The sequence below is a fragment of the Sphingobacterium ginsenosidimutans genome (assembly GCF_039536865.1).
GTDB classification, from domain to species: domain Bacteria; phylum Bacteroidota; class Bacteroidia; order Sphingobacteriales; family Sphingobacteriaceae; genus Sphingobacterium; species Sphingobacterium detergens.
In genome coordinates this window covers 12,622-28,728 of record NZ_BAAAZK010000008.1, presented here as the reverse complement: position 1 = coordinate 28,728, position 16,107 = coordinate 12,622, and the positions used below count along the sequence as shown (strand labels likewise).

Sequence of the window (16,107 nt, the reverse complement as noted above, 5' to 3'; positions counted from 1 at the left end):
TTTTTTATATCTGCATACGAATGAATTGGGAGAAAATTTCTAGTTTTTTTGACGATAATAAGGTTAAAGCACTGAGAGAAGGATTATTGAAAGATAGAGGGTATTTATCTGTTGATGAATATCTAACTTTCCCTAGAGGAATAGAGTCAAAGAAGAAACTGGATGCTTTTAGAGCTGAAGTCCTCTTTTTATACGAACGATTTGACTTTTTTTTGCTTAAGGATCAAATTTCTATTACGGAATCTCCCCTTCACTTTTTATTTATCCCGTTTTCGAATTACGCATTAACTTACATTCGACCCAGTTCGATGCTATCGGACGATAAGATCATATATAAAGTTATAGATTCAATAATTGAAAAGTTTTATAACTCATATCATGGAATTCTAGAGGAAGAATTGAAGATATATATTAATGAACTTCAAGCCATGCGAACAATTGAAACGGAACGTTTATTTGTTTTGGAAGCTTCCGAATCTATAGAATGGTATAACTATTTATTTGATAAATATCCTGTATTTTTCGATCGTGTTCATAAGATTCTAAATCATTATATTCAGCATATTAATAATTTTTTTTCTAGACTCACTGCTGATATTGATCAGATTATACTCGAGTTATTAAGTGATTTAGAGAACCCGAAGATAATTGATATCAAGCCAAATTTGGGGGATTTTCATAATAATTGTCAGTCTACAATCGGAATAATTTTCGAGAACAATGTCGAAGTATTCTATAAAGCACGTTCGTCCAGGGGGGAAAAGTATTTTTTTAGTTTGATGAATAATTTATGGCAGACGGGCCTGCCAAAATCACTCGTGGAAATTACTTCAATCGATAAAATGAGTTATTCATGGCATAAAGGTATTCGCGAGAAAGAACTGGAGTTTGTCGAACAAGCCAGCTCATTTTATTTTAATCAAGGAATCAACTGTTATCTAGCTTATATTTTTGGTATACAAGACTTAATCGTTGATAATATAATTGCCGTTGGAGAGACCCCATGTTTTTTTGATTTGGAGATTTTGCTCCATCCGAAATACCAGCGAGGAAATAACTATAAAGATAGTTCGCAGACTTCTGTATTGTTTATAAATGGCATTCTTAAAACAGGACTTTTGCCCCAGTTTGGGTTTGAGACAATTAACGATTCTGGGTATAGCAATGGCGGGTTATCGATTTTAGAAGATCATCAAAGGCACAGCAATATTCCAATATATAAATCGAAGCAGATTGGAATTGATCAATATGTGGAAAATTTTTTGTCGGGATTTGAATATATGCACTCTTTTATCTTGAAAAATAAAGAAATTGTTGAAAAACAGATTAAAAGCAGTGATCCGATTATCTGTCGCGTATTGATTCGATATACCAATATATATACCCGGCTTTTGACAAAGTTATCTACACAGACTTTTTTACAAAGCTTCACCGCAGAAGCGTATTTATTGGAAATGCTTTGGCGAGGTTACCATCCTGTTCATATGCCTGCGGAGGTTATTCAATCTGAAATTGATCAGTTATTAAATGGGGATATTCCATTTTTTCAGGTGTGGTCAGATTCTACAGACCTATTAGGACCAGATGGTGAAATTGTTTTCAAAAAATTTTTTAATAAGACTGGGCTGGATTTTGCCATCGAAAAGATGAGAAATTTTGAAATTGAGGAGAATTATCAGATCCAGTTAAATACCATAAAAAGATCGTTTACTATTCATGAAAATGTTAATTTGAAACTTGAAAATGGTATTGTTTCAGGACTGGGCAAAGATAATCTTGTTGAGTCGATAGCTGAATATTTGCTTAATCTGGGGGCTTCAAACGATAGGTATTTCACGTATATAGATTACACGATTACAAAAGATAGTATGTGGAATCAAGGAATTCAGGACTCCGACTTATTTAATGGTATTCCCGGAATTGGACTCTTTCTTTTAGCTTATTATAAAGAAAGCGACGATAAAAGATATTTGTCTAGTGCAACGAAAATATACGATCAAAGTGTTGAATATTTTTTGGATTGCTGGAATGAAATAAAAGATAATCCTACGACAGACATTGGCACGTTTCATTTTCCAATATCCATACTCTATATGAGCATGCTCTATCGACAAATAGACAATAGGTTTTCATTTGCCCTAGCGCCTGAAACTGAGGGAATGTTGATCGAATATATTGAGTTAAAACTTCATAAAGATGAAAAAAGAGATTATCTTTTTGGGGCTACTGGTGTCGGTTTACTTCTTATTGAGTTTGAAAAGGAGTCTTCTTTTCCACATAAAATCAGATATCTGATTGAAGAAATTGCTGAATATTTACTTGAGAAATCCTCGCTAGCAAAGAACTTTGGTATTACCTGGGAAACAACTTCTTTTAATAAATGGGGTGGTTTCGCTCATGGTACAGCATCAACAAGCTACTTTCTATTTAAAGTTCATGATCTAACAGGAAATAAAAGATACTTTGATGCTGGTGTCGAGGCTCTCAAATATGATCAATCTCTTTATAATAAGGAACTGGGTTTTTGGCAAAAAACGGAGGATTTTGTTGGAGAGGTTCATCATGGATGGGCAAGCGGAGTCGCAGGAATTCTTCTTAGCCGCCATTTGATTTCAAATTTCTATACAAATGATTTTTTGCATTTCGAGATTGAAGAAGCCAAAAAGATACTTATAGATGTTGGAATGTTATATGTTGACCTTGACCACAGTCTTTGTTCCGGATTTTTTGGTATTCTGGAGATTTATGAGACAGTCTTGGGAAAAGACAATATAACACAAGTTTGGAGACAAAAATATACAGATGTTGTTAAGGATTTATCTATGGTTAAATGTGGGGGATGGAATAAACACCAAGTTTTAAATGGTTTTTTTTATGGTATTGCAGGGATCGGCTATGGATTACTGAAAAATTACAAGAATACCTCGTTACCTTCGATGTTATATATGTAATGCGTAGAAATATAAAACAATTTAAGATGAGAAAAATACTATTGTTTTTATTTTGGAATATAATATTACTTTGTGGCAATTATTTAAAAGCACAGAATGTCTACGAAGTAATTGATTCGACTGATATCAAAATCGAAGCTAGGATTAATTTTATTCGTAATTATTTTGCAGGCGACAGAGAGCAAGCAAAAGAATTCTGGCACCCAAAATACCAACAAAAAAAAGACTATAATTATGCAGTATTTATTGATGCGGTGTCTAGAAATTTCAGCCCTAAAGATATACGGAAAAATAATAAATTGTTGATTTCTGAATTAGAAATGCTAAATGATACATTATCTTATTGTAAGATAGAAGTTTTTACACTGGATGGACTGCATTATTTAACTTACAAATATTTTATTATTGATATTAATGGAAAATTATTTTTCGATAACTGTCTGCCATACGAATTGTCTCGCTTTCAGAATGTCCCTACTGAATATCTCGACTTTTATATTTCCCCATATCATACAATTTCCAGAAGTGCTTTAACTTCGGCTAGTAAAACCGTGGATTCACTGTATAATGTTTTGAGACCCGGCCAGAACAAAGAAAAGTTTAAGATATTTATGTGTTCAAATATAGAGGAAATGGATATTCTTAGTAATATGACTAAATATTATGGATATGTGGGCGGTTTTACTAATATGGAGGAGAAATATGCTGTATATGCCTATGATTCGCCTATCCATAAACATGAATTTGTTCATTTGATACTAGGAAAAAGAAGTGGAATGGGGTATATATTGGGTGAGGGCATACCTACATTATATGGTGGAGTATCTCCGCAAATAAGCTATTATGAAGGAAGAATGGAATTGCAGGAAGGTTATAGAAAGGCATTATATAATTTTGAGAAACTATATAATAGGGAAATATCTAATGCGAAAAATAATGTGCCCTCGTACACCATCGCTGCTGTGGTTTGCGAATATATTCGGCGGAAATTTGGGCTGGATGAATTGCTTGCTCTCTATTATAACCCTAATATTAATGACGACAATTTATTGGTTGAGCTTGCCCGAAAAAGTCTTATTACCAAAGAACGTTTAATTGATGAAATTGAGGTAATTATATTCGAAAAATGACCGAAACTTATAAGAATAATTTGTTTTTTGCTCTAAGCAAACGTCAGGAAAAGAAAGATTTTGATTCATATTCTAAAAATGAAAATGATATTTATAATTTTTATCTTTCAAAAGTTATTGAGCTTCCACGTATCTTTAAACAGACTGATATATTTGAGTTGTCTACGTTTAGATTTTATGACGAAGATTTAGGTAATATAAATACGCTTTTATTAAATAGAAGGCTTAACTCATCATTTGAACTCTATATAAGTTCATTTGTTAGTTTTATAAATAAACAATATTTGATTGCGAATTACCTTTTCCATCAGGTTCTCAAACATTTAAAAATGATGACAGATATAGGAACTTATGTGAATGTTCAATTTATCAAGTTGCAAATTTCACAATGCTTCGATCTTAATGGCGATCGGAGGTCTTCCTTGAGATATCTGCTTGATGTGGTACGCGGATTTAGCCAAAACCATCTACTGTTATTGCATGCGAATAATTTACTCGCTTCTACCTATATGAGAATCGGAGTTTATTGTGAGCGAGTATATAATAATTACGGTTTAGCTCATTACACAACGTTTAAAAGCTGCTATTTACGAGATTTATTTAGGGAAAAATACCCTAATTTGGTATGTGAACAATACTTAGCTACTGCATTTAGATTATATGCTAAGACATGGACAAAAAGCGTTGATCAGTACTATTGGTTTAGTAAGTCTCTACAGCAAAGAATGCTTGTGTTGCAAGGGACGAATGACAATTTTAATAAGGCCGAACTTATGTTTTTATTGTTTGACTTTTGCCGTTTTCTAATACTTAATAAATATAAAATTGCTATTATCAATTCCAAAGCGAAACTCTTATTAAAAATTTTCTGTGCAATGGAGCCACAATCGCGCTTAGAATATGCCCTAGCAGCAAGCCAATATTCTATGATGATTTCAAAGTCGTTAATGTCATTAGGATGTGTTGGGTTTATTAAATGGCTCTATATTACAGAATATTTCGTTCAAAAAATCAATGATACTAAAACTATAAATGCTTTTGTAGCATTTAAACAAAAAGTTGAACAATTCTTTGAAGAGAATTAACTATGTTACGGAAAATAATTGACGAAGCGTTATCACATAATAGATATTTCTTTCATAAAACCGATTTTTTTACAGGGGAATTGGGACTAAGTGTATCGATGGTCTTGTTTGGCATGATTAACGAAGAAACATCTATCTATGAGAGGGGAATGTTGAAGCTTCAGGACATCATTAATAAATGTAAGAACAATCAAGAGTGTAATGACAAGGATATTTGGATCTTAGTTGTTCTCTTGAAGTTTCTTCATGAAAACGATTTTATTGAAATAGAAGAAAACACTTTAACAAGCTTAATTCCAAATAGATATAAGTGTTCGGCAAATAAAATGGTAAGAAGTAAATATTTCACTTGTTACGCCTATATTGGATTTGATTATTTGGACCTTCATACTATTTGGCAAGAAATGATTTTGGAATTATCTGACATTATATTACGGGAAGATAATATTCTGTTCATCTATAACTGTTTCTTTGCAGCGACCTGTTTTGTACGAAGCGGTAATGAGGAATTTGGAAATATTCTAGTGTTGATAAAAAATATGACCGAGAATCTGTCGATCGAACAATTCGATTTTCTTTCAATTGATAATCTTGTAATGCTTTGGAAGATTACCCAACAGGATGCTTGTTTGAGCGTTATAAAAAATAGAATGGAACATATGTTATACGCAGGGCAATCACTTTCGAGTTTAATAAGAACGACATATCAGGTAAGTGACCTTTATGACGACGATAATATAATTGAGAAAGTAAAGTTAATGGTAATGACAACTGGTAACTGGTCTTTGGTAAATGGTAAGTTATCTCTACTATTCTTGGATAAATCAATTTATAAAAGTTCTGATTTGCAAAGTATTGGTTTTGTGTTTAATTTATTTGATTAATTATCAACAATGATATATATAGCAGCTCAGCCATCGGATCTTTATTTTGCTTGGCAAATCCAAGTCTATATTCACAATTTTTACACGATTGGAATTCCAAAGGAAAATATCCACGTTATTTTATCCGAGACATCTAATACCGATGTCTTAGATTTAGCTGAAAGAAATAAGGATTTGGCTTCTTTTTTTTTCTATCCAGATACCCGGGAAGATCATTACTATGCACCTACCATACGACCACATTTAATAAAGAAACATTTTGATCAATATCCATGGCTTGAGCAGAAGCAAATTTTTTATCACGATGCCGATATTATTTTTAGAGAAAAAATAGATGAAAAGACTTTTTCAGATAGTTATAATTGGCATCTATCCAATACGTTGGACTATATAGGGCTAGCGCATTTAAATTCATTTGGTTCCAGTATCATTAGCTCTTTATGTAATATTGTTGGCTTACCTATTGATGAAGGATTAGAGAATATAGAAAATTTTGGGGGGGCTCAGTACGTCATAAGAGGTGTTAACTATACTTTTTGGAATAAACATGAAAAAGATAGTGAAGCGATATACAATTATATAAAACATAATAAGCCTATATTCAAGTCACTTCTGATTGATTATGCTTCGAACAAAGAGGTAAATTTTGAAAAACTACAGGAGTGGTGTGCCGATATGTGGTCAATGGTGTTAAATGGTATCTATTTTGGATTTAATCTTGAAATTAATAGCGAGCTGGATTTTTGCTGGCCTTATCAACCTGTAAATAGATGGCATAATACTAAAATCTTGCATAATGCTGGTGTTACAGCACAACAATCCGAACACTATTTTTATAAATCAAAATACATCAATTACACCCCTTTCGAGGATCATGACCTGGATAAATACGACTTTACGAAATGTACCATTAAATATGTGGAGGCGATCAAATCTGCAAGAAATTGTACTCTGAAATCATTATACGGAAGTTATGTTATATTTATATGCCAAGAAAATTGTACGAAGGAGCAAATTGAAGTCCAAATAAGATATTTCGAACGATATTTTTGTGATTATAATCTCTGTATTTATTCTGAAGAGAAGTCGGAAATTGAAAATATACCTGGAGATTATATGTTTAAATTGCGGGGCATACAGCAATTGTTGGATTGCGTTGGGAATAATTTATGTATCATTATTAACCCATTTATTATTTTCGAACATAGGCAATTTTATAATGCTTTCCTGGACGTAAAATCAAACCACTTCGAATTGGTCATTCCATACGACAAACTTATTAAAATCGATGACATATATAAAAAAGAACTTTTTAAAAGGAAATTGAATACATCTTATTTTATAGATGAAGAATTGGAAGGTAATGATTATTATCTGAATAATTTTTTGATTGTGAATAATATCACGCCACTAACTACTTTAGGGAATACTAATGTATCAATACTTTTATCCAACTTTTTGACAGCTGGCTTAATAAATTGTAAGACTTCGAAAAGATTGAAGTTTGATTATTTCTATGCCAAATTCTGATATTTAAAAATTTGACGACTGCTAAATCGAGGTGATTTAGATACAGCAAGCGGTGGAGCAGGAAACACAGATTGCATTAATTTCTCATCGAGTGGATGTCGCAGAAAGTGAAATTATAATTGAAACAAATAAAAATGTTAAACAATTTAAATAACCAGCATCTGATCGTTTAATATTGCATTTTTATAATAAGGTTTAGGAAGAGTTGAATAATAATGGGATTATTATATGTTTGAAAACGTATCTAATCTTATCATAAGGGGAGAAAGAGCAAAAGATACAAGAGTCAAAAAACTCTTGTATCTTTAAAAGAGTTATTTCTTTGCTGCTGGAGCTTTTGCCGTAGGGGCAGTAGCAGTTGGTGCGCCTACACCTGGCGTTGTTGCCGCTGGTGTTGGAGCTGGAACTTTTCCTGGTTTGATATCCAATACCTCAACTTCAAATACCAATGGTGCATATGGAGGAATTTTACCTTGAGGACGATCGCCATAAGCCAATGATGAAGGGATTACTAAGGTTGCTTTAGTACCTTTGTTAAACAATTGGAATGCTTCAGTCCATCCTGGGATAACACCGTCAACACCCAATTGGAATTTCAATGCTTCGTAAGGACGTTGTGGCATAAAAATACCTTCTTTCTTTGCGATATCCGGAAGGTTCGTGTCAAATACTTTTCCAGTAGTCAATGAACCTACATAATTAACATGGATAGAATCACCTACTTTAGCATTTGCTCCTGTTCCAGGTTTAGTAATTACATATTGAAGTCCTGAAGCTGTTTTTGTTGTTTTTAAGCTTTTATCTTTGATGTATTTATCCAATTTTGCAGGCTCAGCAGTTTTGTGTTTGTTCAATTCTTCTTCAAAATATTTTTGAACTTGTTCGCCTAATTGTTGATCTGTTAATTTTCCTTTTTTGAAGTGTTTTTTGACTTTAATTGAGAAAACTAAAAACTTGTCAGCAAATTCTGGTTTTGGTTGATGTGTTTTTGCTGCCATAGAATCCAAATTAATTTTGAATACCAAGCTATCGCCTTCACCAACATATTTAAATAGACCGGTAGGGTCTCCAGGATTTTTTGCAATAATACTATCTGGATATAATTGAACGATCTGAGGAATACCCATTTCGTAAGTGCTGCTCATTACAGAGTCTCTATCTGTCGATTGTACAATGTCAATTGCTAATAAATCGCCTGATACTGCTTTCTCTTTTGCATTATCATCCACGATTTTATACTCAAGACCACCTTCAGCCTTTTTGAATTTTTGGCATGACGTCATCAAAAGACCGGCAGCCGCGAAAAATAGAATTGCTTTCTTCATTTTCTAATGTATGTTACGATATCTTATTTTGTTAATATTTCTTTATAATTTGGTAAAATCGATTTGAATTTTGCGATCACAACAGCTAGGCTATCTTTCGAATTTCCGCCTGAAGCATTGAGGTGACCTCCCCCATTGAAATACAATTTACAGATTTCATTACAAGGAACTTCTCCAATCGATCGCAAAGATAGTTTAATTTGTTCATTTCTGTCAATAATTAACGCAGCTAATCTAATTCCTTTAATGGAAAGTGCGTAATTGACCAAACCTTCTGTATCTCCAGTGATGACCTGAAATTGATTGAGGTCTTCTTTGGTGACATGAATGACTGCCGTATTATATTCATGAATAACTTCAAGACGGTTGAGCAGGCAAAATCCAAGGAACTTGAGACGGCTTTCCGAAGAGCTATTGTATATTTCTTCGTGGATCGCCCAGTTTTGTGCGCCACAATCAATCAACGTTGCGATGATACGGTGAATTTCTGAAGTGGTAGAACGAAAACGAAAAGATCCTGTATCGGTCATAATCCCGGTATATAAACAAGTAGCCATATCAGCGCTAATATTGTTTGCATCTTGCATCTCATTCACCAAAAAGCGATAGATCAATTGTGCAGTCGCAGCTGCAGATGGATCCCAAAATGCATAATCTTCAAACCCTTCCGGATCCAAATGATGATCAATCATGCATTTGATCCCTTTTGCTTGACGAATAGGATCACCCATCTCATGAATGCGAGCGAGCCCATTGAAGTCTAAACAGAATAATAAATCTGCAGCTTCAATCTGTTGATTATGTAGGTTGATATTTTGCGTATAAATCTGTACATTTTCCAAACCAGGTAACCAGTCTAAAAAAGCAGGAAAATCTGATGGTACGATTAGATTGACATGATGTCCTTTTGCGGTTAACCAAAAATATAATCCCAACGATGAACCCAATGCATCGCCGTCAGGTTTGTAATGCGTGGTGATTACAATGTGCTTTGGTTCAGCCAATAATTCTTTTAATTCTTCCGATTTTAGCATAGTCATATTAAGTCTGCAAACCTACTATAAAAAATTTAGATTAGACAAATTTTTTATAAACATCTTTCGCGTCTTATTGTGTTTTGTTTTGGGGTTAAAAAAATGATTTTCAGTTGCTTAGAATTTGTAGGCGTAAACCTTAAAATCCTTTTTCATACAAATCAAATAATTAGCATTGTCGCCATAGTTAATTGGCCCATAATAGAATTTCGAAAACCCTTCGATAGGGAATCCATCCTGTACTAAACCATCTGAGCCGAAAAGATAAATCATCCGATTGTCTGTGCCGACTCCCAAGACGTCGGATTTTCCAATACGCTTAAAGAATAAAGGTCTGTTGCTCGCATCTTCGATGAATTTATATTCGAAATAGGAAGAGGAGTCTCTGCTGCTGTAAGCATTCAATTTATTGTTGGCCAAAATGATAAAGTCTCTGTCTGCACCACCACTGATATCTTCAAAATTAAAGAAAGCATCTTTGCCCCAGCTGCCTAATTTAATTTTTTTTGACTCTCCTTCAAAAGGAACTTTGAAAATACTGCCTTTATTATCGGCGACATAGACAAATGAATTTTTTTCATCTGAGGCAGCTACTAAACCAATCGGATTCCGAACGCTTTCGCCGTCTGTATCTAAGCTTTGTTTGCGAATGATCTTACCATTTTCATTGAAAAAATAAACAGAAGCTGTGCTTGTACCCGCTATAATGTAATTGGTTTGCCCCAGTGTGGTTATTTTTAGATCAAAAAGTATACGGCTGTCTACAGTATTATTTTCAAATCCCTCTATTCTTTTGCCATCTAATGAATAGGCTAAGATGCGATCTGTGGCAGGAATATAGATACGTTGTTCTTTATTGAAGTTAGATATTGTGGCCCCATAGCTAGCCGTAGAAGGTAATTCGACAGAAAAACCATTCATATTTTTTCCGTCAGGTCTGATCCGATATAGTCTGCTTTTGGTGACAATAATGATGCTAAGATCTTGCAATTGAATTGGTTCACCTAAAATCTCGCCTTGGAAAAGGTTTTGCCAAAGTTCCTTTCCGTCTGGCGAAAACGCATGTACGGTATGATCCTGCTCCTGGATCATTATAAATTTGTTTTTGCCATCTTGATCCAAAACCCAAGGTTTGTTGATGATGCGGCTTTCAAGCTGTACAGTCCATTCAGGTTTTCCTCCAAGTCGTGTATCACTTTTGTAAAGAGCGTATAAGCTGGACGAGAATGTCCCTTGATTACCACTTAATTGATAGGACCATGAGTAGAAATTTTGAAAACCAAACTGCTCTTCATCTTTAAAATTTTTGGCATAATCAGATTTTAAATTATCTAAAATATTGCTTTTGCCAGCTTTGGGCTCTAAATAGAAGGTTACATTGCTACGGCTATTTTGTAAAGCCGCGTGATTTTTGAAAATTGCTGTTCCCGATAGAAATTGCTTTTCACGGAAAGATTCACGATAATCTCTTAGGATGCCTGTTCGATTTGCGACAACCATGATACCATCAACGATGGTAAAGTATGGTCTTGTAAAACTTTTGAACGGCTCTCCGAAAGAGGCATATAATAGCTGGGAATATTTAAATTGATAGATCGAGTCACCGACAGATGAACTGAATTTTTTAAAGTTATTTGCGAATAAGCTCGAATCAGATATGCTAATCAGCCCCAGTACATCTTGATTGTCTAATTCAGCCAGCGCAAATTCATCATTAAAAAGAGGGGCGATGACACTGTCAAATGATACCTTTGTATCGTCCTCAAGATTTTTAATGCTTTTGCTTACGCGATCGTACTCTTTTTGCTGAATCAATAGTTCTTTGAGTCCCGAACGGAAGCTATGTTCATCGGAAATACTGAAATCAATATAGGATGCTGTATTTTTTGGTAAGTAGTTTCCTAATGCCTGTACTTGAGCGGTTTGATTGGCAAACAATTGTAGATAGCTGTTTTTACTGCCTGTTAGATCAGTTACACCCTTAAAGATAAGCGCATCCTGTTTGAAATTCATATTCCAGGAAGTTTGTCCCTTGAGAGAATCAATTAAATTGAGGTAATTGCCAAATTTGGATTTCATCAATATGCGGGCGACCTGCGCTAACTGTTCATTGAAAAAATATAAACTGAGTGGTGTATTCTTATTGTTGTGATTGACAAAGAATTCAATTTGCTTTGTGTTTATTTTTTTTACATTCTTATCGAAAATTTGCGCAAGCACCTGTTTTGAATAACTGGCAAAGATAATTTCATGGGAATAAGCGCAATAGAGCGTACTGTCTTTTATTCCTTTATTGAATCCAAAGAACCGTTGGCCCAGCGTATCAAAGGGTTGAACTTTATAATTTTTTCCGATTTGCCCGATAAGGGTTGCCAGCGTGTTATTGTCAAGGCTCTGCCCAACTTGTACACTATAAAGAGGTGTTATCTGATCTTTTTCTTGATGAAAAGACAGTAATATCTGTTGCCCAGCAACGAAAGGTGTCAATTGTTCACTTTGTAATAACTCTGTTTTTAATCGCTCGAGATTACTAAAATTTCCCTGTCCTATAATGGCTTTAAATAATTCGTAATCCTTAAATATCGTGTCTACAGTCTCGTTGTTGGCAAAGGATGTTATGGCCAGCGTATTTTCAGGGAGGTATTGTAAGGCCTTGGAATCCTGTTTATTATTTTTATTGAAATCTCCGAAAAGATAAATCGTTGCTGCAATGACAGCTATGAACAATAGAATAGTGATGATTATTGTTTTTTTCATCAGAATATATATTTATGAGTGCTCATCTTCAATGGTATAGATGGACACGTTTCAGTCAATTTGTTTTTTATAGTAATGAAGCGATCAACTTGAATAAACTTATGATAGTTTCATCTGTAAAACAAACCTAACAAAAATATGCGGGAAGCGCTAGAAAATCATCTCAATAATGGGGCTTTGTAATATAAATTTAACAAAATATTCCTTATTTTGTTCGGTTTTTAATACATTTATCGGAGAAACACGTTTTCAGCATTCACTTTATAATAATGAATAAGAGAATCATTTTAGCCGCTTCGTTATTGGGAGCATTAGCTGTAATATTAGGTGCCTTTGGTGCCCACGGTCTAGAAGGAAAGGTAAGTGCATATCATATCGAAACTTGGAAAACTGCAAATCAGTATCATTTCTATCATACCTTTGCATTGTTATTTTTATCGACTTTTTCGCGTGCGAAAACCTATTCAATCAAGGTGTCCTTTATTGCTTTTATTGTTGGTATTTTGTTTTTTTCAGGATCCTTATATATACTTAGTATCAGGGAAATAACTGGTTTCGGGAATCCGGCTATCTTAGGTCCCATAACACCTTTAGGTGGCTTGTCATTGATTATCGGTTGGATAGCCTTATTTGTAGCGGCATTAAAAAATAAATCATAATCCTGCTGTTTAAATAGAATAAAGCTTGCTAGCTTTTTAGATAAAGAGCCTTCCAACGATTAAAAATCCAGGAGGGCTTTTATTTTGAGGGAGGTCACTCACGTATTCTTTCTGTCGCTTTTTTTGTATTTTTATCCCATAATAAAAAAATATGTCCAATCCGCAATCTTCGATTTTTAGTGAAAGAGATACCTTGTTTATTGATGTGGTTCTACCGTTAGCTCTAGCACGAACATATACTTATCGTATTCCGGCTGACTGGAATGATCGGGTACAGATTGGGGTACGGGTCATTGTGCAATTTGGACGAAACAAGATTTATTCGGCTGTCGTGAAATCGATCAGCAAAGAAGCTCCACTGAAATACGAAGCAAAGTATATTTTAGATATCATTGATGACAAACCTATCGTCAACCTTGCCCAATTTAAATTGTGGGATTGGTTGGCAGATTACTATATGTGCAGTTTGGGTGAAGTCATGCAGGCTGCACTTCCAGCGGCATTAAAACTGGCAAGTGAAACCAAAGTGATCTCTTCTATAACAGAAGAATTTGATCGTTCGACACTTTCGGATAAAGAATACCTCATTATTGAGGCCCTGGAGGTAGCAGGAGAACTTAAAGTCAATGATATCGTGAAGTTATTGGGACAGAAAACGGTATTTCCGATATTGAAGCAATTGTTTGACAAGGGGATCGTACTTATCTCCGAGGAAATAACAGAAAGATATAAACCCAAAACAAAAGTATTCTTACGTTTTGCCCCTGACTTTAGAAATGAGGACGCCAAACGAGAATTATTGGATAGTCTCAATCGTGCACCCAAACAGCAAGATGCAGTTTTGGCATTTATGCAGCTTGTCAAAAAGACTGAAGAGATTACACGTCCGATGTTGGCAGAAGCTTCAGGTTGCGGTAATGGAGCGATCACGGCGTTGATCGACAAAGGTGTATTTGAAGTGAAGGAGAAGGTCGTGTCGAGATTTCAGGGAGAAGATATAGAACTAGATGCTAATTTTCAGTTCAATGAAAATCAACAGCGTGCCTATGATGAGATCCAACAATCTTTTGAGGAAAAAGAGGTAACACTATTGCATGGGGTAACTGCTTCAGGGAAAACTCAGCTCTATATACGACTTATCGAACAGGCAATAGCTGAAGGAAAATCAGCTTTGTATCTTCTACCTGAGATCGCATTGACAGCACAGATTACTGCGCGATTAAAACTGCACTTTGGTGATAAGCTTGGTGTTTATCATTCGAAATTCAATGATAATGAACGTGCTGAGGTATGGCATAAGGTGATGAAAAATGAGTTTCAAGTTGTTATCGGAGCCCGTTCTTCTGTATTCCTTCCGTTTCAGGATCTGGGAATTATTATTGTTGATGAGGAACATGAAAGTTCATATAAACAATTTGACCCTGCACCGCGTTACCATGCGCGTGATACAGCCATTTATCTCGGCTTTTTACATCAGACTAAGGTGCTTTTGGGATCCGCAACACCATCGTTGGAAAGTTACTACAATGCTAAAGCAAAGAAGTATGGCTTTGTGCAGTTATTGGAGCGTTATGGCAATGCGCAGTTGCCAAGTGTAGAGCTCGTCAATATTCCCGAAGAAGGGCGAAAGGAAAATATGTTCTCCTATTTCTCCGGAACATTGTTAAAAGCTATTGAAGAAGCTGTTAAGAATAAGGAACAGGTTATTCTGTTTCAGAATAGACGCGGACACACCACCATGATCCAGTGTAATACCTGCGGTTTTGTCGCCAAATGTGTGAATTGTGATGTCAGTTTGACCTACCATAAAAGTTCCAATATGATGCATTGTCATTACTGTGGGCATGTTGAGCCACCACTTCGGGTCTGCCCAGCTTGTGGAATGCCACATATTGAAAGTAAGGGCTTTGGGACAGAGCGGGTGGAAGAAGAACTTGAATTGCTGATGCCCGAGATCCGGATAGGCCGATTGGATCTGGATTCAACAAAAGGAAAGTATGGCTTTGATAAGATTATTACGGCTTTCGATGAGCATGAGTTTGATGTGCTGATTGGGACACAGATGGTGGCCAAAGGGTTGGATTTTGGGCGTGTTAGTTTAATCGGTGTTGTGAATGCGGATACCATTATTAATTTTCCTGATTTTCGTGCCTATGAGCGTTCCTTTTCGCTATTTTCCCAAGTTGCAGGCCGAGCCGGTCGTCGGGAAGCAGGTGGACGGGTGATTATTCAAAGTTATACGACAAATCATAGGGTCTTGGAGCAAGTCGTTAACAATGATTATGAAGGGATGTTTATGACGGAAATTACTGAACGTAAGAATTACCTTTACCCCCCTTTTTATCGACTTATTCGCATTGATATTAAGCATACAGATTTTCAAAAATGCTATGATGCTGCGAATCGTTTTGCCGCTGCTTTACGACCACAGCTTGGAGCTAGGGTATTGGGGCCTGAACCACCGCTGGTCTCCCGTGTGCGAAATAATTTTATTCAGACAATTACATTGAAGATTGAACGCACAAATATTAGTATTGCTAAGGTAAAGGAGTTGATTCGTTCGGTTTTATTGGATTTTGAGATTGATAAGACCAATAGCGGCGTTCGTGTTCAGGTCGATGTCGACCCTTATTAACGACATGTTTTTATGTTCTCGTAGCGTTGGATCATGTGCTAACTGAACTGAGTTTTTCGTGATGAAATGCATGTAACTTTTTGATAATGTTTTAGATATAATGTTTTTATTTGGTTG

At 35.1% G+C, this 16,107-nt stretch carries 10 protein-coding genes; 7 read left to right on the top strand and 3 right to left on the bottom strand.

The features are described from left to right. Positions 1-20: 20 nt before the first annotated feature. Genes lanM through ABFX33_RS20620 form a run of 5 tightly spaced genes read left to right on the top strand, consistent with a single transcriptional unit; the run spans position 21 to position 7,580 of the window. Positions 21-2,951: a type 2 lanthipeptide synthetase LanM gene (lanM, locus tag ABFX33_RS20640; RefSeq protein ID WP_346087957.1), complete on the top strand. Its 2,931-nt coding sequence runs from the start codon at positions 21-23 to the stop codon at positions 2,949-2,951. Positions 2,952-2,977: 26 nt separating this feature from the next. Beyond that, positions 2,978-4,081 carry a hypothetical protein gene (locus ABFX33_RS20635; RefSeq protein WP_346087955.1) on the top strand — a complete coding sequence of 368 codons (1,104 nt, stop codon included), beginning with the start codon at positions 2,978-2,980 and terminating at the stop codon, positions 4,079-4,081. Beyond that, entirely contained in the window at positions 4,078-5,166 is a 1,089-nt protein-coding gene (locus ABFX33_RS20630) for a hypothetical protein (protein ID WP_346087953.1), read from the top strand. The genes ABFX33_RS20635 and ABFX33_RS20630 overlap by 4 nt, the downstream gene beginning before the upstream one ends. A 2-nt stretch (positions 5,167-5,168) precedes the next feature. Further along, positions 5,169-6,050: a hypothetical protein gene (locus tag ABFX33_RS20625; RefSeq protein ID WP_346087952.1), complete on the top strand. Its 882-nt coding sequence runs from the start codon at positions 5,169-5,171 to the stop codon at positions 6,048-6,050. 9 nt (positions 6,051-6,059) lie between these two features. After that, positions 6,060-7,580 (top strand): hypothetical protein, encoded by a 1,521-nt coding sequence (locus tag ABFX33_RS20620; protein ID WP_346087951.1) that lies wholly within the window; start codon positions 6,060-6,062, stop codon positions 7,578-7,580. Positions 7,581-7,894: 314 nt separating this feature from the next. Here ABFX33_RS20620 and ABFX33_RS20615 read toward each other — a convergent pair whose 3' ends face one another. The 3 genes from ABFX33_RS20615 to ABFX33_RS20605 form a co-directional block, all read right to left on the bottom strand. Then, positions 7,895-8,905, bottom strand: a complete 1,011-nt coding sequence (locus ABFX33_RS20615; protein ID WP_346087949.1) for an FKBP-type peptidyl-prolyl cis-trans isomerase — start codon at positions 8,903-8,905, stop codon at positions 7,895-7,897. A gap of 23 nt (positions 8,906-8,928) precedes the next feature. Beyond that, positions 8,929-9,939 carry a DHH family phosphoesterase gene (locus tag ABFX33_RS20610; RefSeq protein WP_346088603.1) on the bottom strand — a complete coding sequence of 337 codons (1,011 nt, stop codon included), beginning with the start codon at positions 9,937-9,939 and terminating at the stop codon, positions 8,929-8,931. Positions 9,940-10,056: 117 nt separating this feature from the next. Beyond that, entirely contained in the window at positions 10,057-12,696 is a 2,640-nt protein-coding gene (locus ABFX33_RS20605; RefSeq protein ID WP_346087947.1) for a hypothetical protein, read from the bottom strand. 269 nt (positions 12,697-12,965) lie between these two features. Here ABFX33_RS20605 and ABFX33_RS20600 point away from each other — a divergent pair, with 269 nt between their 5' ends. After that, on the top strand, positions 12,966-13,355 hold the full coding sequence (locus ABFX33_RS20600; RefSeq protein ID WP_120260053.1) for a DUF423 domain-containing protein: 390 nt from the start codon (positions 12,966-12,968) through the stop codon (positions 13,353-13,355). 151 nt (positions 13,356-13,506) lie between these two features. Next, positions 13,507-15,990, top strand: a complete 2,484-nt coding sequence (gene priA, locus ABFX33_RS20595) for a replication restart helicase PriA (RefSeq protein WP_346087945.1) — start codon at positions 13,507-13,509, stop codon at positions 15,988-15,990. Positions 15,991-16,107: the final 117 nt, after the last annotated feature.